Here is a 22272-nt window from a genome sequence, read left to right on the forward strand (position 1 = left end):
TGGCAAGGAAGGTAATTCGATGGTTAGCGGTTTTCGCCACCGGCACGGACGCTGGGCTGGGCATGTGCTCAGCGTGGTGCTGCTAGGACTGTTGCTGGCTTCCTTTGCTCGCGCCGATACCTCGCGACCATCCAGTGTCGCCTTCTGGTATGCCGAGCAGCCGCCGCTCGAAGAGCTTGCCCAGTTTGACTGGGTAGTGCTCGAAACGGGTCATCTGGCCGCTGCCGATGTCTCCTTCCTCGCACGGCAGGGCGCCAGGCCGTTCGCCTATCTTTCCATCGGCGAGATCGATAGCCATCAGGCTGGCCAGGCAGATCTGTCGGCGGAGGCGGCTACAGCGATGCGCAACGAGGCCTGGGACAGCCAGGTCATGGATCTGGCCGCCCCTGCCTGGCGTGAGCATCTGCTGACGCGTGCAGGCATGCTGCGTGATCAGGGCTACCGCGGTCTGTTCCTCGATACGCTCGACAGTTTCATGCTGTTGCCCGAGGCACAGCGCCCGGCTCAGCGGGATGCGTTGATCTCGTTGCTGCGTGAGCTAAAGACGCGCTATCCAGAGCTTGCGCTGTTCTTCAATCGGGGCTTCGAAGTGCTGCCCGAACTCGATCAGGTCGCCGCAGCGGTGGCGGTCGAGTCGATTCATGCGGGCTGGGATGCCCAGCGCGGTGAGTATCGTGAGGTGCCCGCCGCCGACCGGCAGTGGCTGGAAGCCCAGCTGAAGCCGCTGCAAGAGCGCGGTCTGCCGATAGTGGCGATCGAATATCTGCCGCCGAAACAGCGTCCCGAGGCACGCAAGCTGGCCCGGCAACTGCTGGCGGAGGGCTATCTGCCTTTCATCAGCACGCCGGAGCTGGACTATCTCGGCGTTGGCGCGGTCGAGGTGCAACCGCGCCGTATCGCCCTGCTCTATGACCCGCGTGAAGGCGATGTTCCGGAAAGTCCCGGTCATGTGCATCTGGGCGGGCTGCTGGAGTATCTCGGTTATCGGGTCGACTACCTGGCGGCGGACGCCCTTCCTCGCGGCCGGGCTTTGGGCCTCTACGCCGGCGTCGTGGTCTGGATGACCAGCGGCGCGCCACTGGATAGTCAGCCATTCGACGCCTGGCTTGGGGCACGCCTGGAGGAGGGCGTGCCGTTGGCATTCATGGCCGGACTCCCGGTGGAGAATTCGGCGTTACTACAGCGTATTGGTCTGAAACGCGGCGACGGCCCGGTCCGTCCGGGGCTGCAGCTGGTGGATCATGATGCAGCGTTGCTGGGTGCTTTCGAGGCACCGCTGGTGGTTCGCTCACGCGGACTGCTCGACGTTTCGGTGCTGAAAGGCGGCCCGCAGGCTGCGCTGACCCTGGTCAGTGACTCCGGTGAGCAACTGGTCCCGGTTGCCCTGGGAGAGTGGGGCGGCATGGCGCTGGCGCCTTACGTGTTCGAGGAGAGCGCGGAAAACCGCCGTTGGATTCTCGATCCTTTCGCCTTCGTCCAGCGTGCCTTGCGCCTGCCGCCGCTGCCGGCACCGGATACCACCACCGAGAACGGGCGGCGGATCGCTACCGTGCATGTCGATGGCGACGGTTTCCCCTCGCGCGCGGAGGTGCCGGGCACGCCCTATTCGGGGCAACTGGTGCTGGATGAGTTCATCGAGCCCTATCCGCTGCTCAGTTCGATCTCGGTGGTGGAGGGCGAGGTCGGTCCGCGCGGCATGTTCCCGCACCTTGCGCGGGAGCTCGAACCCATCGCGCGGAAAATCTTTGCTCATCCGCGCGTCGAGGTCGCCAGTCACACTTTCAGTCATCCGTTCTTCTGGCAGCCGGAGAAGGTCAGCCAGCGCGAGGGCTTCAAGGCCGACTACGGTTTCAAGATGGCCATCCCGGGCTATGACCAGGTCGACTTCGAGCGCGAAATCGTCGGCACCCGCGACTACATCAATCAGCGTCTGACCACAGCGCAGAAGCCGGTGAAGATGATCTTCTGGTCCGGTGATGCCTTGCCCGACGCCGCCACCATCCGCATGGCCTACGAAGCAGGCTTGCCCAACGTCAACGGCGGGGTGACCGCGCTGACCCGGGCCAACCCCTCGCTGACCGGACTGTACCCGCTGCTGCGACCCACCGAAGGTGGCTTGCAGATCTACGCGCCGATCATCAACGAGAACGTCTACACCAATCTCTGGCAGGGCCCTTACTACGGCTTCCGCGGCGTTATCGAGACCTTCGAGTTGACCGACCAGCCACGACGCCTGCGCGGGCTGCATCTCTACTACCACTTCTATGCCGGCACCAAACAGGCGTCGATCAAGGTCATGGCCGACATCTATCGGCACATCCTCGACCAGCAGCCGATGTCGCTGTGGATGAGTGATTACCTTGAGCGGGTGCGCGGTCTGTATCACGCCAGTCTTGCGCGCACTCCGGATGGCGACTGGCAGATTCGTTCGCTGCAGGGCCTGCGTACCTTGCGTCTGGACCCTGCTCTGGGCTGGCCGGACCTGGCGCGCTCCGAAGGCGTTGCCGGTGTGCGCGATCTGCCGCAGGGCCGTTACGTGCATCTGAGCGGTGAGCGTGCCCTGCTGGCGCTGCGGCAGACCCGCGATCCGCGCCCGGCGCTGGAGCAGGCCAACCTACCGCTGCAACAGTGGCGGTATCTGGATGCGCAGCGGGTGCAGTTTTCCTTCGCTGGCGAATTTCCTCTGCAGCTGTCGGTGCGCTCGGCCACTGCCTGTCGCATCGAGGCCCAGGGCCGGCGATTTGCCGGTCGCCAGAGCGCCGGTCTCTGGCACTTCGACATTCCTTTGAAGCAGGTGAGCGATGCGCGACTCCTCTGCAACTAAGTCGGTCCGTCTGCTCAAGCCCTGGACGCTGATCCTTGCCGCCGCGGCAGTGGCCGGCCTGCTCCTTTTGACCTATCACGGCGAAGAGGTCTTCCTGCCCGACGGACAGCGCCCGGATGCCGTCTCGGCCAACTATGCCGAACTGCTTCTGGCCGCCCACCCCGAAGATGTCGGACTGCGTCAGGAGCTGATCCAGCTGCTCATCGATCTCAGCGAGTATGCGCGGGCACGTCGCCATCTGCTCGACTGGCAGCAGCCGGACCCGCTGCTGGCTGGCTACTACCAGTTGGAGATCGATGCGCTGACTGCCCTTCACGGCGGTACCGAAGAAATGCTGCAGTCCGCGCGCCAGCAGATGCTCGCCTTCGACCGCAGCAAGCTGCCGCTCGAACAACTCAAACGCCTGGCTCGTCATGCGCTGGTGCTGTCGCTGCCAGGCCTTGCCGCGGACGTCTATCTGGAGCTCGCCCAGCGCGAGCCAGATGCGCGCCGCGAGCACCTGCAGGAGGCAGGACGCTGGTATCTGGCGGGCAATCGTCCGGCCGACGCGGGAGCGGTCTATTACGAGCTGATGCTGGCCAGCGAGCGTCCGGAAGAGCGCCTGCATTACCTGCAACAGGCCTATGCCGGACTGCTGGCCGCAGGGCAGGGCGAGCGTGCCTCGCTGCTGCTGGCTGACGAGCTTGAGCGTCTCAATCAGCTGGAGCTTGACCCTGCCTGGCTCGAGTCAGGCGTCCAGGTGGCCATGGGTAGCCGGCGTTTCGATCTGGCTGAGCGCATCGTGCACCTGTGGCGTGCCGCCCAACCGAGCAATCCCAATGCCCTGCAGGCGGAGTTCCGGCTGCATCTGGCCTTCGGTGATATCCAGGGTGCCTGGGAGGTTGGTCAGCTGCTGCTGGCGGAGCGTCCGCAGGACGCCGATCTGCTGCAGCAGATGGCGCAGCTGGGTGAATGGGGCGGCCACAACGATGAGGCGCTCGGCTATTGGGTGCGCTACCTGGAGCTGCGTGCGGACCCGAAAGCCCAGGAGCACGCCTGGCGCCTGGCCCTGCAGCTGTTCGACTTCGATCGTGGCATTCCGCTGCTGACGGGACTGACGGTGCATCGTCGGCTCAGCGATCTGGAGCTGGACGCGCTGATCTACGCCCACGAGTCGCGTGGTACGCCCGAGCAGGCCGAGCTGTGGTTGCGCGATTATCTGCGTAGCTATCCGCAGCACCGACTGGCCTGGTTGCGCCTGTTGCAGAATCTGGAGAATACCCAGCAGTACCAGGCTGAAGCGCAGACCTGGGCGGCGCTGGCGAAGCATTTCCCGTTGAGCATTGCCGAGCGCGTCGACTGGGCCGAAATCCACTGGAAACTCTTCGATCCGAGCAGTGCCTGGGAGGTACTGGACGTCGATGCCAGCGACATCGACGACCCCGATTACTGGCGGGTACGCGCAGGACTGGCCTGGGAGCTGGAGCGTGATGATGAGCTGCTGTTCGCCTACGAGCAGATGGTTGCGCGCAAGATCAGCCTGACGTTCGCCGAAGAGAGCCAGCTGATCGCCCTCTATCGTCCGCTGCAGCCGCGCAGGGCGCTGGACATGCTGGTCGCCAGCTGGCAGCGAACCGGCGATCCGCAACGCCTGCTCGAAGCGCTGCCGCTGGCCGAGCAGTTGGACGACTGGACGCTGTTCCGGCAACTGGTGCAGGACGCCCTGGCCACACCGGCCACCGCGCGGCTGGCGGCGGTGCTGCTGGCCCAGGGCACCCTGGCGCAGCACGAGGGCCGCCTGAGCGACGCGGAGCGCATCTATCGCCAGGGCCTTGCGCGTTTCCCCGCAGACAGTCAGTTCCGCGAGCGACTGCTGTGGCTGTTCGTCGATCAGGGCCGCACGGCCGAATTGCCGCTGTTGCTGGAACAGTGGCGGGCACAGGCCAGACGCGATAGCCGCCTCTGGTTGCCGTTCGCCGCCGCCAGCCAGATGCTCGGGCGGCATGATGAGGCGCTTGCCTGGTATCGCCGTTACCTGCAGGGCAATGCACGGGACTGGCTGATCCAGGCTGCCTATGCCGATGCGCTCGAGGCTTCCGGGCGCTTCGAGCAGGCACAGCGCCTGCGTCGGGTGCTGGTTGGCAGCTTCCGCAAGACGCCAGGGGAGGACGCGCCGCAGCGCTATGGCACCTGGCTGCGGATGCTTGCCAGCAGCCATTCCCACCAGGCCGCCAGCCGCACCGCACTGAAATGGCAGGATGGCTCACCCGCCATGCTGCAGCTGTGGTTCGACCGGCTGATGGACCAGCTCGATGCGACCAATCAGGAAGCGCAGAAGGACGCCTGGCTGGCTTGGGCCCGTGGCCGCGGGTTGCAGGTCGAGCGTTACGACCGCATTCAGGAGGCTTTGCGCAGCTGGAACAGGGCAACCCTGGAGCAGATGCTGGCGTCACGCGAGATGGATCCGGCGCAGCGGGTCGAGGCCTTGCGCCGTCTGGGCGAGGGCGGTCAGGCGCTGGGCGAGGCGCTTTCCAGTCTGGGTAGCGGCCAGCCGCAGGCGGTGCGCGAGCAGCTCTGGCGCCAGGCGCTGGAAATGCACGAGCGTAGCCCCCAGGGCATTCGCCTGGCCTGGCAGCAGCAGGACTTCGGTGGCCTGGATCTCGACGGCCCGCAACTGACCGTGGCGCGCTATATGGGCAATGACTGGTACGCCAGCCTGGATCTGGCCAATGGTCGATACGACTCCGCGCTACTGGATTCGGCGGCGCTCGGTCGAGAGACCTCGGCGTTGCTCGAGCTACGCCGCGATCTGGCCGATGGCAGCCTGCAGCTGAGCGTCGACAGCAGTTTGCGCAGCGACCAGGACCGTCATGGTCTCGGCGTATCGAGGCTCTGGACGCTGGATTCACGCAACGAGCTGGAAGTCGGCCTCGACTGGCAGCGCGAGAGCATCAACAGCGGCCTGATGCGTGCGTTGGGTAGCCAGGACGCCCTCTGGGTAGCGGGTCGCCACAACTTCACCGCCCGTGACCAGCTCGCCTGGTCGGCGGCGCGCAGGCGCTATTCCACCCGCTACGGCGACTCGCTGGGAGACGGTTTCGCCTACGGCGTCGAGCTGAACCACGTGATGCAGTTCGAGGGGCCGACCTGGGTGCTGCGCACTGGCGTCGACTACCAGGACAACGCCCTCGGAAGTGCGCTACTGACCGACCTGCCGAGTCTGGCTGGCGGGCCGCTGCGCGCAGACGAGGCAGTGGCCGCGGATCTGCTGCAGGAAGAATACGGCCAGCTGTATCTGGGCAGCTCCTGGCGACGCGGCTTTCCCGGTGCGCTCAATCGCACGCGCGGGCAGTACACCTGGCTGGTCGATGTACTGGCTGGCTGGCAATGGACCGACAGTACCTTCAATTACGGCGTCAGCACCGGGCTGGGTCTGGAAGTGCTCGGTGATGACGAACTGGCCTTTACCGTCGGCTATCAATCGGCACCACAAGGTGGCGACGGCGAGGCGGGCGGGACGCTGGGCGTGAGTTACAGCTTGCGCTTCGGGCGCTGATCAATTTCTAGAGGAGAAAGCATGATGCAATCCATACGTTGGGTGTCCCTGGGGCTGGTGGCTCTGCTCGCCGGCTGCAGCAGCTTCATCGGCAAGGACAGTCCGCAATTGCCGCGCGAAGCGCAGTGGGGTCTGGTTCCGCTGGTCAACTACTCGCAGACGCCGCAGGCCGGTGAGCGCAGTGAGCAGATCCTGCTCAGCGTCCTGAGCCAGCGCGGCCTGCAGCCTCGCGTCTATCCGCTGGCCCAGCAGGGCGAGATGGCGCTGCTGGATGATCGCGAGCGCCTCGCGGCAGGTCTGGACTGGGCCCGTCGACAGAAGCTCGACTATGTGATCAGCGGCAGTGTCGAGGAGTGGCAGTACAAGAACGGTCTGGATGGCGAGCCTGCCGTCGGTATCAGCCTGCGCGTGCTCGAGCCCAGTACCGGCCGGGTGCTGTGGAGCAGCAGCGGCGCGCGTGCCGGCTGGTCGCGGGAAAGCCTGGCGGGTACCGCACAGAAGGTTCTCGGCAAACTGGTCGACGACCTGCGGCTCGAATGATGGCCACCGAGTCCCCGCACAAGGATTACAGCCTGTCGCCAAGCGCCAGCGGCGTCGTGTCCTGGCTGGAAACCGTCCTGCTTACCGGCATGGTCATCGGTCTCGGGCTCTGGCTGTCGCCGGAGGACCCGCTGCTGGTCAACGGTTTCCCCTGGCCACTGCTCGCGCCGCTGCTGCTGGGCGTGCGCTACGGGTTCGTCCGGGGGCTGGTGAGTGCCGGCATGCTGGTGGTGATGCTGTTCATCCTGCGTCGTTGGGGACTGCCGGCCTACGCGGAAATCCCTGCGTCCTACGTCATCGGCGTGCTGGTCAGCGGCATGCTGGTCGGTGAGTTCCGCGACCTCTGGGAACGCCGCCTGCAGCGTCTGCAGATGGCCAACGAGTACCGTCAGTACCGTCTCGACGAGTTCACCCGCGCGCATCACATCCTGCGTATATCCCATGACCGTCTCGAGCAGCGTGTAGCGGGTAGCGATCAGAGTCTGCGCAGTTCGTTGCTGACCCTGCGCGAGCGGATGCGCGAGCTGGGCTCTTCGAGCAACCCGCTGGCGGCACTGGCAGATCCGATCCTGGGGCTGCTCGGGCAGTACGGATCGCTGCGTGTGGCCGGGCTCTATGCGCTGAACCAGGATGGCAGCCTGCAGGCAGCGCCGCTGGCGACGGTCGGCGAGATGGGTGCGCTGGATGTGGATGACCTTCTGGTGCGCCTGTGCATCGAGAAGGGCGATCTGGTCAGCGTGCGCGAGGAATTGCTCGAGCGCGGCGAGCAGCGACGTCATTCCAGCCTGCAGGCCTGCGTGCCGCTGATCGACACCGATGATCGCCTGCTGGCGGTACTGGCGATTCGGCAGATGCCGTTCTTCGCCTTCAACGAGCGGATACTCAGTCTGCTGGCGCTGCTGGCCGGGCATGTCGCCGACATGCTGCAGAGTGATCCTGGAGCGCTGCGCCTGGACGATGCCGACTCGCAGAGTTTTTCCCAGCAACTGCAGCGCTCGTTGATCGACGTCGAGCAGCACGATCTGCCGGCGAGCCTGTTCGTGCTCGAAATGACCGTGGCCAACGAGGAGCTGATGCGTCTGCTCAGCGACACTCAGCGTGGTCTGGATCTGCAGCTGCGCCTTCACAACGCGCGCGATCACGACTGCCTGGTGATCCTGATGCCGCTGACTTCTGCCGAGGGCGGACGCGGGTTCATGTCGCGCCTGGACTACCTTCTCGCCGAGCGCTTCGGTCAGGGGCAGACGCTGACCGGGCTCGGCGTGCGGGTTCTGCACTACGAGCTGCTGGCAGCCGGTCAGCGTGACGGCTTGCGTTACTTTCTGTTCAACGAGTGTGCTCTGAATGATCGCCAAGTGGCTGTTTAGCGGCGCGCTGGCCTTCGAGGCCGGCAGCTGGGCAAGTCTGATGCGCAACCCGAGCATGGCCGAGGGGCTGCTCTACTGCGTCCTGCCGCATGGCATTGCCTGTGGGCTGCTGACGGTCGCCGTCTGGGGCCTGTTGCCGCGTCGCTATCGCTCGCCGATGCCCTGGTCGCCGCTGTTCATTTTCTCCCTGGCGTTCTTCATTCCGTTGCTGGGTGCCATTGGCGTGCTGGCGGCCGTGTTTCCGGCGTTGTACCTGCAGCGCCGACGTGACGAGCAGATCTGGGACTCGAGGGGCGTACCGGCGTTGCCGTTTCGCCCCCAGGAGCAGCGCCGCTCGCCGATGTTCCGTGATGGCGGTCTGCAGGACGTACTGCATCGCGCCAGCGATCCGGAACAGCGCTTGGCGGCGCTGCTGGCCACCCGGCGGATGCCCGGACACGAGTCGATACCGATTCTCAAGCTGGCCCTGCGTGATCCTGCCGATGATGTGCGCCTGCTGGCCTATTCGATGCTTGATCAGCAGGAGAGTCGCATCAACCAGCGCATCGAGAATCTGCTGAAGGAAATGGCCGAGGCACCTCCCGCACGTCACGGCCCGCTGCACGCCGGTCTCGCGCGCTGGTATTGGGAGCTCGCCTATCTGGGCCTGGCACAGGGTAGCGTGCTCGAGCACGTGCTGCGCCAGGCCAGTGAGCACGTGCAGCTGGCGCAGGACAGCGAGCAGGACCCGGAACTGGATCTGCTCGGCGGTCGGATTGCCATGGAGCAGGGGTTGTTCGAGGAGGCCCGCGAGCGCCTTCGGCGGGCGGAGCGGGCAGGGCTCGACGCCGAGAAGGTGCTGCCGTTCCAGGCGGAAGTGGCGTTTCTGGCGGGAGACTATCGCGCCGTCGTCGAGCTGCTCGGCAGGTTGCCGGCCGCCGTGCGCCAGCGGCCGCCGTTCGTCGAACTGGCGAGGTACTGGCTATGAGCAGGCGCGTTGTGGTGCCCGACGTGCCGGTCGCCGATGTCTGCCTGCTGCTCGAGGGCACCTGGCCCTACGTGCGTGGCGGGGTATCCAGCTGGATCAACCAGATGATCCTGGGCCTGCCGGAGATCACTTTCTCGGTGTTCTTCATCGGCGGTCAGCGCGAGGCCTATCCGCGCCGCAACTACGAGATACCCGCCAACGTCGTGCATATCGAGGAGGTCTTTCTCGAGGAATCCTGGAGCACCGGCGTGACCGCCAAGGGAACCGTGCGCAAGGGGCCGGCCGATGTGCTGGAAAATCTCTATCGCTATTTTCATCATCCCGATCAGCCGGATATCCAGGTGGGCGAGGCATTGCTGGATGCCTTCGCCGAGGGCCGTATCGAGCTGGCCGACGTGCTGCACAGTCGCGCCGCCTGGGAAGTGGTGAGCGAAGGCTATCGCCGGCACTGCAGCGATCCTTCGTTCATCAATTATTTCTGGACCCTGCGCACCATGCAGTCGCCGCTGCTGATGTTGGCGGCAGCAGCGCGCAGAATGCCGCGCGCGCGTTCGCTGCATGCCATATCCACCGGCTACGCGGGGCTCATGGGCTGCATCCTGAAACGCCTGTGGAACTGCTCCTTTGTGCTCAGCGAGCATGGCATCTATACCAAGGAGCGCAAGATCGACTTGGCCCAGGCCGGCTGGATCGCGGAGAACCCGGACGAAGCGCTGAGCAGCAGCCTGGACACTGGGACCGGCTACATCCGCACCCTGTGGATCCGCTTCTTCGAGCGCATCGGGCTGCTGGTGTACGGCAGCGCCGACCCGGTGATTGCGCTCTACGACGGCAATCGCCAGCGGCAGATCAAGGACGGCGCGGACCCGGCACGCACCCGGGTGATTCCCAATGGCATCGATCTGCAACGCTGGAGCGAGGTGCTGGCGGCGCGGCCGGAAGGTATCGCGCCGGTGGTCGGGTTGATCGGTCGGGTGGTGCCGATCAAGGATGTGAAGACCTTCATTCGCTCACTGCGCGGCGTGATCAGTGCCATGCCCGAGGCCGAAGGCTGGATCGTCGGGCCGGAAGATGAAGACGCCGACTACGCTGCCGAGTGCCATAGCCTGGTCAGCAGTCTGGGCCTGGAAGGCAAGGTGCACTTTCTCGGTTTCCAGCGTATCCAGGACATCTTGCCCAAGCTCGGCCTGATGGTCCTGACCTCGATCAGCGAGGCGCAGCCGCTGGTGATTCTCGAGGCCTGGTGTGCAGGCACCCCGGTGGTCAGCAGCGACGTGGGCTCCTGTCGCGAGCTGATCGAGGGCGGCGATGCCGAGGATCGGGCGCTGGGGCAGGCAGGGGAGGTGGTGGCCATTGCCGATCCGCAGGCTACCGCGCGGGCAATTCTGGAACTGCTGCGCGACCCGCAACGCTGGAAGTCGGCCCAGGCCGCAGGCTTGGCGCGAGTCCATCGCTACTACGGCGAGGCGCTGATGCTGCAGCGTTATCGCGATCTTTATCGCGCCGCCACGGAGAACAACTAGAGATGGCTGGTATCGGCTTCGAGCTGCGCAAGATCCTCTCGCGCGACTCCTACTCATCGACCCTGCGCGCTTACGTCTATGCCGGGCTGATCAGCTCGGGACCCTGGGTGCTGTCGATCATCAGCGTGATGCTGATCGGCCTGCTGAGCATCGGCGTGGTGGTGCCGGACAAACTGGTGCGCCAGTTTCTGGTGACCGTCACCTATCTGATGGCGTTCTCGCTGATCATCACCGGCGGCCTGCAGCTGTTCTTCACTCGTTTCGTCTCGGACCGGCTGTTCGAGCGGCGCTTCGACATGATCATGCCCAACCTGCTGGGCATATTGCTGATCGTGACCATCGGCGCAGGCTTGCTGGCGTTCGTGGTCCTCGGGCTGCTGTTCGATGAGCCCTTCATCTACCGGCTGCTGGTGCTGTCGAACTTCGTGGTGCTGTGCAATCTGTGGCTGGTGATCATCTTCCTGTCCGGAATGAAGGCCTACAACCGCATCCTGCTGGTGATGCTCGGCGGCTATTCGCTGATGGTCGCGAGTGCCTTCCTGCTGCGGCATTGGGGAATGGAAGGGCTGCTGCTGGCGCTGCTGATCGGTCACGCCAGCCTGCTGTTCATGTTTCTCTACGACATCCTGCGCGAGTACGGCTCTGATCGACTGATCGCCTTCGACTTCCTCGACAGGCGCAAGGTGTTCCTCAGCCTGCTGGCCACCGGGCTCTGCTACAACCTGGGTATCTGGGTCGACAAGTTCATCTTCTGGTTCAACCCTGCCACGTCCGATCAGGTGATCGGCCCGTTGCGCGCGTCGATGCTCTACGACCTGCCGATCTTTCTTGCGTACCTTGCGATTATTCCGGGCATGGCGGTGTTCCTGGTTCGCATCGAGACCGACTTCGCCGAATGGTACGAGCGCCTGTTCAGCGCGATTCGCGATGGCGAGACGCTGCAGCACATCGGTCAGTTGAAGAACGAGATGACCCTGTCGATTCGCCAGGGTCTGCAGGAGATCTGCAAGGTGCAGGGGCTGACCGTGCTGCTGCTGTTTCTCTTCGCGCCCAACCTGCTCGACATGCTCGGGATGTCGCACTACTACCTGCCACTGTTCTATATCGATCTGGTCGGGGTCAGTATTCAGGTCGTGTTCATGGCGCTGCTCAACGTGTTTTTCTACCTGGACAAGCGCATCGTGGTGCTCGAGCTGTGCGTGCTCTTCGTGGTACTGAACACCTTGCTGACGCTGCTCAGCCAGTACCTGGGGCCGACGTTCTTCGGCTACGGGTTCACCGTGTCGCTGTTCTGTTGTGTTCTGTTCGGCCTGCTACGGCTTTCGACGGCCCTTGAAGATCTGGAATACGAGACTTTCATGCTCGATCGCTGAGCCGACGGAGTTGCGTTCGTCAGTTGCGAGCGCACCTCTGATCGTCTGCTGTGGTCCACCTCTGGCAAGCAAAAAACTCCAGAGGAGAACAACGCATGAAGAAACTCAATTGCCTGGCCCTTGGCCTCTGCCTCATGTCCGGCGCTGCCGTTGCAGCCGACAGCACCTCGCCGAATACCCCGGCCACCCAGCCTGGCGCGTCGCAGAGCGGCCCGGTTGATCGTGGCGCCGTGGGCAACGGTTCCATGGGGACCGGTGACGGCATCCTCGATCATGAGCGTCGCGAAGAGCAGCGTAGTCCTGGCGTAGGTAGTGGCGCCGGTACCGATGGAACCGACTCGCGCACCAGTGGCAGTGGCACAGACAGCGACAGCGTACCGAACAACATTCCCCCGGCTCGCGCCAACTGATCTGCTGCTAAACAGTCCCCAACGAGCGCTCCTGCGTTCGTTGGGGCAGCATTTGTTCCCGTTTGCCCTCCCGTGGTGCTAGGATTCGCGCTGCTTTTGCCCGCAACATGCCTGTCTGCGACCTTTTTCCGCTCGCTCGGCCCGCTCAAGCACACTCGATCATCCAGTGTTTGGTTCTGTTCCGGTTCGCCCGTAAGGGCCCTGCCATCGTGAGGCAGGCTGGCCGGCGGAGCCTTTCCTGGCTAATCCCAACCCACGTGGCCTTTGGTAGGGGTCACCACTAGGAGAGGAGGCGCCATGCCCACCATTACTCTTCCCGATGGCAGTCAGCGTAGTTTCGACCAGCCCGTCAGCGTTCTTGAAGTTGCCCAGTCCATCGGTGCCGGTCTGGCCAAGGCCACTGTCGCCGGAAAGGTCGACGGTCGCCTGGTCGATGCCTGCGACCTGATCGAGGCCGATGCCACTCTGCAGATCATTACCCCGAAGGATCAGGAGGGCGTCGAGATCATCCGCCATTCCTGTGCACACTTGGTTGGGCATGCGGTGAAGCAGCTGTATCCGGACGCGAAGATGGTCATCGGGCCGGTGATCGAGGACGGCTTCTATTATGACATTGCCATCGGCCGGCCCTTCACGCCTGACGATATGGCGGCGATCGAGAAGCGTATGGGAGAGCTGATCGACAAGGACTACGACGTCATCAAGAAGGTGACTCCGCGGGCCGAGGTCATCGAGGTGTTCAGTGGGCGTGGCGAGGACTACAAGCTGCGCCTGGTCGAGGATATGCCCGACGAGCAGGCCATGGGGCTGTACTACCACGAAGAATACGTCGACATGTGCCGTGGCCCCCACGTGCCGAACACCCGCTTCCTCAAGGCGTTCAAGCTGACCCGCATCTCCGGTGCGTACTGGCGCGGCGACTCGAAGAACGAGCAGCTGCAGCGTGTCTACGGCACCGCCTGGGCTGACAAGAAACAGCTGGCAGCCTATATCCAGCGGATCGAGGAGGCCGAGAAGCGCGACCACCGCCGCATCGGTAAGCAGCTCGACCTGTTCCATACCCAGGAAGAAGCGCCGGGCATGGTGTTCTGGCACCCGGCCGGCTGGACGCTGTATCAGAGTCTCGAGCAGTACATGCGCCAGGTGCAGCGCGAGAACGGCTATGTGGAAGTGCGTACGCCGCAGGTGGTCGACCGCATTCTCTGGGAGAAGTCCGGCCACTGGTCGAACTACGCCGAAAACATGTTCACCACTTCGTCGGAGAGCCGCGAGTACGCGGTGAAGCCGATGAACTGCCCGTGCCACGTGCAGATCTTCAACCAGGGGCTGAAGTCCTACCGTGACCTGCCGCTGCGCATGGCCGAGTTCGGCGCCTGCCACCGTAACGAGCCGTCCGGCGCGCTGCACGGCATCATGCGCGTGCGCGGGTTCACCCAGGATGACGCGCACATCTTCTGCACCGAGGAACAGGTGAAGAAGGAAGCGGCGGACTTCATCAAGCTGACCCTGCAGGTCTACGCCGACTTCGGCTTCAGCGACATCGCCATGAAGCTCTCGACCCGCCCGGCCAAGCGGGTCGGCTCCGGCGAGCTGTGGGATCGCGCCGAGGGCGCGCTGGCCGAAGCCCTCAACGAGTCCGGTCTGGCCTGGGAGTACCAGCCGGGCGAGGGCGCCTTCTATGGTCCGAAGATCGAATTCACCCTGCGCGACTGCCTGGGCCGTAATTGGCAGTGCGGCACCCTGCAGTACGATCCGAACCTTCCCGAACGTCTGGATGCCAGTTATGTGGCAGAGGACAACAGCCGGTTGCGTCCGGTCATGTTGCACCGCGCCATCCTCGGTTCCTTCGAGCGTTTCATCGGCATGCTCATCGAGCACTACGCCGGGGCCTTCCCCGCGTGGCTTGCGCCGACCCAGGCGGTGATCATGAATATCACCGACAAACAGGCCGATTTTGCCCAGACGGTAGAGAAAAGCCTCACTCAAGCGGGTTTCCGGGCCAAGGTCGACTTGAGAAACGAGAAGATCGGCTTTAAAATCCGCGAGCATACCTTGCTCAAGGTTCCCTATCTTCTGGTTATCGGAGATCGGGAGGTCGAGACACGATCCGTTGCTGTGCGCACCCGCGAAGGCGTCGATCTGGGCTCCATGCCCCTAGATCAGTTCGCTGCTTTGCTGTCACAGGCGGTTTCCCGGCGTAGTCGCCAAGAATTGGAGTAATCATTATTAAGCGTGAAATGAGACAGGATAAACGAGCTGCACCCAAGGCCCCGATCAATGAGAATATCTCGGCCCGCGAGGTTCGTTTAATCGGGGCGGATGGTGAGCAGATTGGCATCGTCTCTATTGATGAAGCGCTGCGTGTGGCCGAAGAGGCCAAGCTGGATCTGGTAGAAATCTCTGCTGATGCCGTACCGCCGGTGTGCCGGATCATGGACTACGGCAAGCACCTCTTCGAGAAGAAGAAGCAGGCTGCCATCGCGAAGAAGAACCAGCACCAGCAACAGATCAAAGAAATCAAGTTTCGTCCAGGGACGGAAGAAGGGGATTACCAGGTAAAACTACGCAACCTGGTACGTTTCCTTGAAGAGGGGGATAAGGCCAAGGTTTCCTTGCGATTCCGCGGCCGAGAGATGGCACATCAGGAGCTGGGCATGGAGCTGTTGAAGCGGGTCGAAACCGACCTCGCCGAATACGGCGCCGTTGAACAGCATCCAAAGATGGAAGGACGCCAGCTGATCATGGTCATCGCCCCCAGAAAGAAGAAGTAACCACCAGGGCACGGCAGGCCTTGCGGTTATGTTTATCAATTGAATGCGGAGTATCCGAACATGCCAAAAATGAAAACCAAGAGCGGCGCCAAGAAGCGCTTCAAGCCGACAGCGAACGGCTTCAAGCACAAACACGCTTTCAAGAGCCACATCCTGACCAAAATGTCTACCAAGCGTAAGCGTCAGCTGCGTGGTACATCTCTGATGCACCCGTCTGACAAGGCAAAAGTAGAGCGCATGCTGCGCGTTCGTTAATTCGGTCAAGACTTAGAGGAAATTACTCATGGCTCGTGTTAAGCGTGGCGTTATCGCTCGTGCTCGTCACAAGAAAATCCTGAAACTCGCAAAAGGCTACTACGGTGCGCGTTCGCGCGTATTCCGTGTTGCCAAGCAGGCGGTAATCAAGGCAGGCCAGTACGCCTACCGTGACCGTCGTCAGCGCAAGCGTCAGTTCCGCGCTCTGTGGATCGCCCGTATCAACGCTGGTGCTCGTGTCAACGGTCTGTCCTACAGCCGTCTGATCGCCGGTCTGAAAAAGGCTTCCATCGAGATCGATCGCAAGGTTCTGGCCGATCTGGCCGTGAACGAAAAAGCAGCCTTTGCTGCAATTGTCGAGAAAGCCAAAGCCGTTCTGGCCTGATTCCCCGACAATTCCGGGTTCGCCCGGTGCTGGTAATCGATAGGGGAAGAGCCTTTGGCTCTTCCCCTATTTCGTATCTGAAGAGGCACTTGCAAAGCCTCGCAAGTTGGCCGGCTTTGCAAGAGCCTTTGGAGGTTGTAGATGGAAAATCTGGATGCATTGGTCGCCCAGGCGCTCAAGGCAGTGCAGGGCACTGATGACGTCAACGTGCTGGAGCAACTGCGGGTCCAGTACCTGGGCAAGAAGGGCGAGTTGACGCTGTTGATGCAGACCCTGGGCAAGTTGTCTGCCGAGGAGCGCCCCAAGGCTGGCGCGCTGATCAATACCGCGAAGAACTCGGTGCAGGACGCGCTCAATACGCGCAAGTCCCTGCTGGATGCTGCTGCGTTGAACGAGAAGCTGGCCGCCGAGCGTATCGATGTGACCCTTCCGGGTCGCGGCCAGGAGTCGGGTGGCCTGCATCCGCTGACCCGCACGCTGGAGCGCATCGAGCAGATCTTTGCGCGCATCGGTTATACCGTTGCAGAGGGGCCGGAGGTCGAGGACGACTACCACAACTTCGAGGCGCTCAACATTCCCGGGCACCATCCGGCGCGGGCGATGCACGATACCTTCTATTTCAACGCCAACATGCTGCTGCGCACGCATACCTCGCCTGTGCAGGTGCGCACCATGGAATCGAGTCAGCCGCCGATCCGCATCATCTGCCCAGGTCGCGTCTATCGTTGTGACTCCGATCAGACCCACTCGCCGATGTTTCACCAGGTCGAAGGTCTGCTGATCGACGAAGGCATCAGCTTTGCTGACCTCAAGGGCACCATCGAACAGTTCCTGCGGGCATTCTTCGAGGCGGAGCTCGAGGTGCGTTTCCGTCCCTCGTTCTTCCCGTTCACCGAGCCGTCGGCCGAGGTGGATATTCGCCGCGTGGTGCGCAAGGGCGATCAGGAGTCCCAGTCCTGGCTCGAGGTTCTGGGCTGCGGCATGGTCCATCCCGATGTCCTGCGCATGTCCGGAATCGATCCGGAGCGCTATCAGGGCTTTGCCTTCGGCATGGGCGTCGAGCGGCTGACCATGCTGCGCTACGGGGTCAATGACCTGCGCATCTTCTTCGATAACGATCTGCGTTTTCTCGAGCAGTTTCGCTAACAGCAGATCGTCTGAGCAGGTTTAGGAGAGCAGGATGAAATTCAGTGAGCAGTGGCTGCGTAGCTTGGCCAATCCCCCGGTATCCCGTGATGAGCTGGTCGCTCGTCTGTCGATGGTCGGGCTCGAGGTGGATGCGGTAGCGCCAGTCGCGGGGCAATTCAGTGGTGTGGTGGTTGGCGAGATCCTCAGTGCCGAGCAGCATCCGGACGCCGACAAGCTGCGTGTCTGCCAGGTCAGCAATGGCAGCGAAACCTTTCAGGTCGTCTGCGGCGCGCCCAACGCGCGTCCGGGCATCAAGATCCCCTTTGCTATGATCGGGGCCGTGCTGGGCGAAGACTTCCAGATCAAGAAGGCCAAGCTGCGCGGCGTGGAGTCCTTCGGCATGCTGTGCTCGGCGTCGGAGCTGAAGATCAGTGAGGAGAATGCTGGCTTGCTCGAGCTGGCGGCAGACGCCCCGGTGGGTGTTGATCTGCGCGAGTACCTCGGGCTGGATGACGTCAGCATCGAGATCGGTCTTACCCCGAACCGTGGCGACTGCCTGTCACTGGTTGGCCTGGCGCGCGAAGTCGGTGCGATCTATTCGGTGCCGGTTGCCTCGATCGCAATCGAGCCAGTAGTGCCAACGTGCGACCAAGTGCTCCCGGTAGAGATTGTCGCCCCGGCCGCCTGTCCTCGATATCTGGGTCGCGTCGTGCGCAACGTTGATGTTTCGCGTCCGACGCCTTTGTGGATCGTTGAGCGGTTGCGCCGCTCCGATATCCGCAGCATCGATGCGGTAGTGGATATCACCAATTACGTGATGCTGGAGCTGGGTCAGCCAATGCATGCCTTCGATCTGGCCCAGTTGCGCGGCGGGATTCGCGTGCGCCTGGCCGAAGAAGGCGAAAAACTGGTGTTGCTCGGCGGCCAGGAAATGACCCTGCGTCCCGATACGCTGGTGATTGCCGATCATGAGCGAGCTCTTGCAATCGCCGGCGTCATGGGTGGCGAGCACAGCGGAGTGGGTGCAACGACCCGCGATCTGTTCCTGGAAAGCGCGTTTTTCGACACCATCGCGTTGGCCGGCAAGGCGCGCTCCTACGGTCTGCACACCGATTCCTCTCATCGTTTCGAGCGTGGTGTCGATTCGCAGCTGTCGCGTGATGCGATGGAGCGGGCCACTCGGCTGGTGCTGGAGATTGTCGGCGGTGAAGCGGGCCCCATCGTGGAAGTCGCCAGTGCCGAGCACCTGCCCAGCGTCGCTCCGGTTACTCTGCGTGCCGAGCGGGTCGAGCAGATGCTTGGCCTCAAGATGGACGGCGGCGACATCGAGCGGCTGCTCGGAGCCCTTGGTCTGGGTGTAAGCGAGCAGAGTCCGGGTGTCTGGACGGTCACGGTGCCCAGTCATCGCTTCGATATCAGCCTGGAAGTTGATCTGATCGAGGAGCTGGGCCGTCTCTACGGTTACAACCGTCTGCCGGTACGTTACCCACAGGCGCGTCTGGCTCCGCAGGCGAAAGAAGAGGCGCGTGCCGATCTGGCAGCACTGCGTCGCCTGCTGGTGGCTCGCGGCTATCAGGAAGCGATTACCTACAGCTTCATCGATCCGCGGCTGTTCGAGCTGTTCAGCCCGGGCGTCGAGCCGCTGCAGCTGGCCAATCCGATCTCTGCCGACATGTCTGTGATGCGTAATTCGTTGTGGCCGGGTCTGATCAAGGCCCTGCAGCACAACCTCAATCGCCAGCAGACGCGGGTGCGCGTGTTCGAAAGCGGCCTGCGTTTCGTAGGGCAGCTAGAAGGTCTCAAGCAGGAAGCGATGCTGGCTGGCCTGGTATGCGGCGCGCGACTCCCGGAAGGCTGGTCGAATGGCAAGGAGTCGGTCGATTTCTTCGATGCCAAGGCCGATGTCGAGGCGCTACTGGGTGTTGCAGGTGCTGCCGGTGCGTTCTCGTTCCGCGTCGCAGAGCACTGTGCGTTGCATCCGGGGCAGGGCGCGGTCATCGAGCGCGACGGGCGCCAGGTTGGCTTTATCGGCGCACTGCATCCTGAGCTTGCGCGCGAGCTGGGTATCGACCAGCCGGTGTATCTGTTCGAGCTGGTACTGGCCGAAGTTGTCGCCGGTCGCCTTCCCGCGTATCGGGAGCTTTCCCGCTTCCCCGAAGTGCGCCGGGATCTGGCTCTGCTGGTGGATCGTCAGGCGCCGGCAGAAGAGATTCTTAAGGCCGCCCGCGAAGCGGCCGGTGAAAGCCTGGCTGATCTTCGACTGTTTGATGTCTATCACGGTAAAGGTATTGATCCACAAAGAAAAAGCCTTGCGGTCGGCTTGACCTGGCAACATGCATCACGCACTCTTAACGACGATGAGGTGAGTGCATCCGTTGAAAATATCCTCACCTTGCTTGGAGAAAGGTTCAACGCCACGTTAAGGAAGTAGCGCATGGGGGCTCTGACGAAAGCTGAGATGGCTGAACGTCTGTACGAGGAGCTTGGCCTGAATAAGCGGGAAGCCAAGGAATTGGTGGAACTGTTTTTCGAGGAAATTCGCCAGGCTCTCGAGCATAACGAGCAGGTCAAATTGTCCGGTTTCGGTAATTTTGATCTCCGGGACAAGCGTCAGCGTCCCGGTCGTAACCCCAAAACGGGTGAAGAGATTCCGATCACGGCACGGCGTGTGGTCACTTTTCGTCCAGGACAGAAATTGAAAGCCAGGGTCGAGGCATATGCTGGAACCAAGTCATAACGACGAACTGCCGGCGATTCCTGGCAAGCGTTACTTCACCATTGGTGAGGTGAGCGAGCTGTGTGCGGTCAAGCCTCACGTCCTGCGCTATTGGGAGCAGGAGTTCCCGCAGCTCAATCCGGTGAAGCGCCGTGGAAACCGTCGTTATTACCAGCGTCAGGACGTGCTGATGATCCGGCAGATCCGCGCGTTGCTCTATGAGCAGGGTTTCACCATCGGCGGCGCCCGCCAGCGTCTGTCCGGCGATGAAGCGCGTGACGACACCACCCAGTACAAACAGCTGATCCGTCAGATGATCTCCGAACTGGAAGATCTGCTTCTCGTTCTGCGTAAGTAAGCCTTTGTTTTAAAAACCATTTGACCGTGCGAAGCATTCCTGTATAGTGCGCGTCGCGTTCGAATGAATGCATCGTCGGGGCGTAGCGCAGCCTGGTAGCGCACTTGCATGGGGTGCAAGGGGTCGAGTGTTCGAATCACTCCGTCCCGACCAAATAGATCAACAAAAAGGCCAGCTCAGATATGAGCTGGCCTTTTTGTTTTCGACGTTTGTGCTCGATCCTCTCGCTCTATCGGTGACCGGCAAACATCGCCGCAGGATGCTTCTTGTCTGCACTCCGCGAAGCCGAATACATGCCGAGCGTTATGCTTGGCGGTGTTGTAGGTAGAGATAAAAGTTTTCCTGCGAGCTTAACCCGTCACGCTGAAGTGCCTCGTCTACCTCTGTGAATGGACCCTATCGCCATCAAGGAGGCGCGTCATGTCCCGTCACATCCAACTGCTCCCTCTGCTGTCCGGTTTCGGCAGCGTCTTTCTCATTGCCCTGGCGGGCTGCACCGTCAAAAACGAGCCGGAGGTTCAGGTTCAGGCAGGTTCTGATCAACTGAGCAAGCCGGCGCCGGTGCTGGCCGAACAGGTCGCCGACGTCAACGCGGGCTATGCAGCTTCCAAGCGCGAGCTGGTCCGCATGGCGGCGCCGATGCCGGTGGCGCCCATGCCCGGCGATTACCAGCAGCAATACCAGGACAGCTACCGCGAGCAGTACGCGGATGTCGAAGACAATCCGGTGCAGGCAGTGGCGCAGCATCCGGTCTCGACTTTCAGTATCGACGTGGACACCGGTGCCTACGCCAACGTGCGGCGCTTCCTCAATCAGGGCCAACTGCCGCCGGCCGAGGCGGTACGACTGGAGGAGATGGTCAACTATTTCCCCTACGCCTACCCGCTGCCCAAGGGTGATACGCCATTCGGCGTGACCACCGAGATCGCGCCCTCGCCGTGGAACGCGCAGAGCCGTCTGCTGCGCGTGGCGATCAAGGCATCGGACGTGCAGAGCAGCGCGTTGCCACCGGCCAATCTGGTGTTCCTGGTCGACGTTTCCGGCTCCATGCATCGCCGTGAGGGGCTGCCAATGGTGCAGGCTACGCTGAAGCTGCTGGTCGACCAGTTGCGCGAGCAGGATCGGGTTTCTCTGGTGACCTACGCCGGCAACTCCCAAGTGGTGCTCGAGTCCACTTCCGGGGCGGAGAAGGCGAAGATTCGTGCCGCCATCGACGGCCTCGTCGCGGGCGGCTCCACCGCAGGCGAGTCAGGTATCCAGCTGGCCTACCAACAGGCGCAGAAGGGCTTCCTCGACAAGGGCATCAACCGCATCCTGCTGGCCACCGACGGCGACTTCAACGTCGGCATCAGCGACTTCGACAGCCTGAAGAAAATGGCGGCTGACAAGCGCAAGGGTGGCGTTTCGCTCACCACGCTGGGCTTTGGCACCGACAACTATAACGAGCGCCTGATGGAGCAACTGGCTGACGCCGGTGACGGCAACTACGCCTACATCGACAACCTGCGCGAGGCGCGCAAGGTACTGGTCGATCAGCTCAGCTCGACCCTGGCCACCGTGGCCAGTGACGTGAAGATCCAGGTCGAATTCAACCCGGCCCAGGTCAGCGAGTACCGTCTGCTCGGTTACGAAAATCGCGCCCTCAAGCGCGAGGACTTCAGCAATGACAAGGTTGACGCTGGTGAAATCGGGGCCGGGCATACGGTGACCGCGCTCTACGAGATCGTCCCGGCTGGCAACAAGGGGTGGCTGGAACCGCTGCGTTATCAGCAGTCGGGCGTCAGTGGTGGCAAGGCCGACGAGTTGGCCATATTGCGCCTGCGCTGGAAAACACCGGGTGAGCAGAGCAGCCGGCTGATGGAGATTCCACTGCAGCAGGGGCAGGGCGTGGCGACCCTGGATCAAGCCAGCGAGGATCTGCGTTTCGCTGCATCGGTGGCGGCGTTCGCCCAGCAGCTCAAGGGCGGCAAGTATCTGGGGGACTTCGATTACAAGCAGACCCTGGCCCTCGCGCGCGGCAGTCGCGGTGAGGATACCTTCGGTCTGCGCGCCGAGTTCGTGCAACTGGTGGAACTGGCGCAGAGCCTGCAAACTGCGCCAACCCAGGGACGTTGACCAGA

At 62.7% G+C, this 22272-nt stretch carries 17 protein-coding genes and 1 tRNA gene; all 18 read left to right on the forward strand.

The annotated features are described in order from the left end of the window. Nucleotides 1-19: 19 nt before the first annotated feature. The gene (locus DBO85_RS14500) at nucleotides 20-2824 is read left to right on the forward strand and encodes a bifunctional glycoside hydrolase 114/ polysaccharide deacetylase family protein (protein WP_108107974.1); all 2805 of its coding nucleotides are present in this window, start codon (nucleotides 20-22) and stop codon (nucleotides 2822-2824) included. Further along, nucleotides 2802-6359: a tetratricopeptide repeat protein gene (locus DBO85_RS14505; protein WP_108107975.1), complete on the forward strand. Its 3558-nt coding sequence runs from the start codon at nucleotides 2802-2804 to the stop codon at nucleotides 6357-6359. The genes DBO85_RS14500 and DBO85_RS14505 overlap by 23 nt, the downstream gene beginning before the upstream one ends. Before the next feature lie 24 nt (nucleotides 6360-6383). Then, nucleotides 6384-6899 (forward strand): penicillin-binding protein activator LpoB, encoded by a 516-nt coding sequence (locus tag DBO85_RS14510; protein ID WP_108108367.1) that lies wholly within the window; start codon nucleotides 6384-6386, stop codon nucleotides 6897-6899. Continuing rightward, nucleotides 6899-8266 carry a PelD GGDEF domain-containing protein gene (locus DBO85_RS14515; RefSeq protein ID WP_108107976.1) on the forward strand — a complete coding sequence of 456 codons (1368 nt, stop codon included), beginning with the start codon at nucleotides 6899-6901 and terminating at the stop codon, nucleotides 8264-8266. Before DBO85_RS14510 ends, DBO85_RS14515 begins: the two co-directional genes overlap by 1 nt. Continuing rightward, the gene (locus DBO85_RS14520) at nucleotides 8244-9233 is read left to right on the forward strand and encodes a transporter (protein WP_108107977.1); all 990 of its coding nucleotides are present in this window, start codon (nucleotides 8244-8246) and stop codon (nucleotides 9231-9233) included. The genes DBO85_RS14515 and DBO85_RS14520 overlap by 23 nt, the downstream gene beginning before the upstream one ends. Further along, nucleotides 9230-10756 (forward strand): GT4 family glycosyltransferase PelF, encoded by a 1527-nt coding sequence (pelF, locus tag DBO85_RS14525; protein WP_108107978.1) that lies wholly within the window; start codon nucleotides 9230-9232, stop codon nucleotides 10754-10756. Before DBO85_RS14520 ends, pelF begins: the two co-directional genes overlap by 4 nt. A gap of 2 nt (nucleotides 10757-10758) precedes the next feature. Beyond that, nucleotides 10759-12129, forward strand: a complete 1371-nt coding sequence (gene pelG, locus DBO85_RS14530; RefSeq protein WP_108107979.1) for an exopolysaccharide Pel transporter PelG — start codon at nucleotides 10759-10761, stop codon at nucleotides 12127-12129. A gap of 95 nt (nucleotides 12130-12224) precedes the next feature. Then, entirely contained in the window at nucleotides 12225-12539 is a 315-nt protein-coding gene (locus DBO85_RS14535) for a hypothetical protein (RefSeq protein ID WP_108107980.1), read from the forward strand. 297 nt (nucleotides 12540-12836) lie between these two features. Then, nucleotides 12837-14759, forward strand: coding sequence for a threonine--tRNA ligase (thrS, locus tag DBO85_RS14540; RefSeq protein WP_108107981.1), 1923 nt, complete (start codon nucleotides 12837-12839; stop codon nucleotides 14757-14759). Further along, entirely contained in the window at nucleotides 14759-15310 is a 552-nt protein-coding gene (gene infC, locus DBO85_RS14545) for a translation initiation factor IF-3 (RefSeq protein WP_177429789.1), read from the forward strand. The genes thrS and infC overlap by 1 nt, the downstream gene beginning before the upstream one ends. A gap of 60 nt (nucleotides 15311-15370) precedes the next feature. Beyond that, nucleotides 15371-15565, forward strand: coding sequence for a 50S ribosomal protein L35 (rpmI, locus tag DBO85_RS14550; RefSeq protein WP_108107983.1), 195 nt, complete (start codon nucleotides 15371-15373; stop codon nucleotides 15563-15565). A gap of 28 nt (nucleotides 15566-15593) precedes the next feature. After that, complete coding sequence (rplT, locus tag DBO85_RS14555; protein WP_003243409.1) at nucleotides 15594-15950, forward strand: 50S ribosomal protein L20; 357 nt, start codon at nucleotides 15594-15596, stop codon at nucleotides 15948-15950. Nucleotides 15951-16091: 141 nt separating this feature from the next. Continuing rightward, nucleotides 16092-17096 carry a phenylalanine--tRNA ligase subunit alpha gene (gene pheS, locus DBO85_RS14560; RefSeq protein WP_108107984.1) on the forward strand — a complete coding sequence of 335 codons (1005 nt, stop codon included), beginning with the start codon at nucleotides 16092-16094 and terminating at the stop codon, nucleotides 17094-17096. Between the two features lie 34 nt (nucleotides 17097-17130). After that, complete coding sequence (pheT, locus tag DBO85_RS14565) at nucleotides 17131-19509, forward strand: phenylalanine--tRNA ligase subunit beta (protein ID WP_108107985.1); 2379 nt, start codon at nucleotides 17131-17133, stop codon at nucleotides 19507-19509. A 3-nt stretch (nucleotides 19510-19512) separates the two neighbouring features. Continuing rightward, nucleotides 19513-19815 (forward strand): integration host factor subunit alpha, encoded by a 303-nt coding sequence (gene ihfA / locus DBO85_RS14570; RefSeq protein ID WP_003282572.1) that lies wholly within the window; start codon nucleotides 19513-19515, stop codon nucleotides 19813-19815. Then, nucleotides 19796-20152: a MerR family transcriptional regulator gene (locus DBO85_RS14575; RefSeq protein ID WP_108107986.1), complete on the forward strand. Its 357-nt coding sequence runs from the start codon at nucleotides 19796-19798 to the stop codon at nucleotides 20150-20152. The genes ihfA and DBO85_RS14575 overlap by 20 nt, the downstream gene beginning before the upstream one ends. 76 nt (nucleotides 20153-20228) lie before the next feature. Then, nucleotides 20229-20305 (forward strand) — tRNA-Pro (locus tag DBO85_RS14580). Nucleotides 20306-20572: 267 nt separating this feature from the next. Further along, nucleotides 20573-22267, forward strand: coding sequence for a vWA domain-containing protein (locus DBO85_RS14585; RefSeq protein WP_108107987.1), 1695 nt, complete (start codon nucleotides 20573-20575; stop codon nucleotides 22265-22267). Nucleotides 22268-22272 lie beyond the last annotated feature (5 nt).

The sequence above is a fragment of the Pseudomonas mangrovi genome, from assembly GCF_003052585.1.
Taxonomy (GTDB): Bacteria; Pseudomonadota; Gammaproteobacteria; order Pseudomonadales; family Pseudomonadaceae; genus Aquipseudomonas; species Aquipseudomonas mangrovi.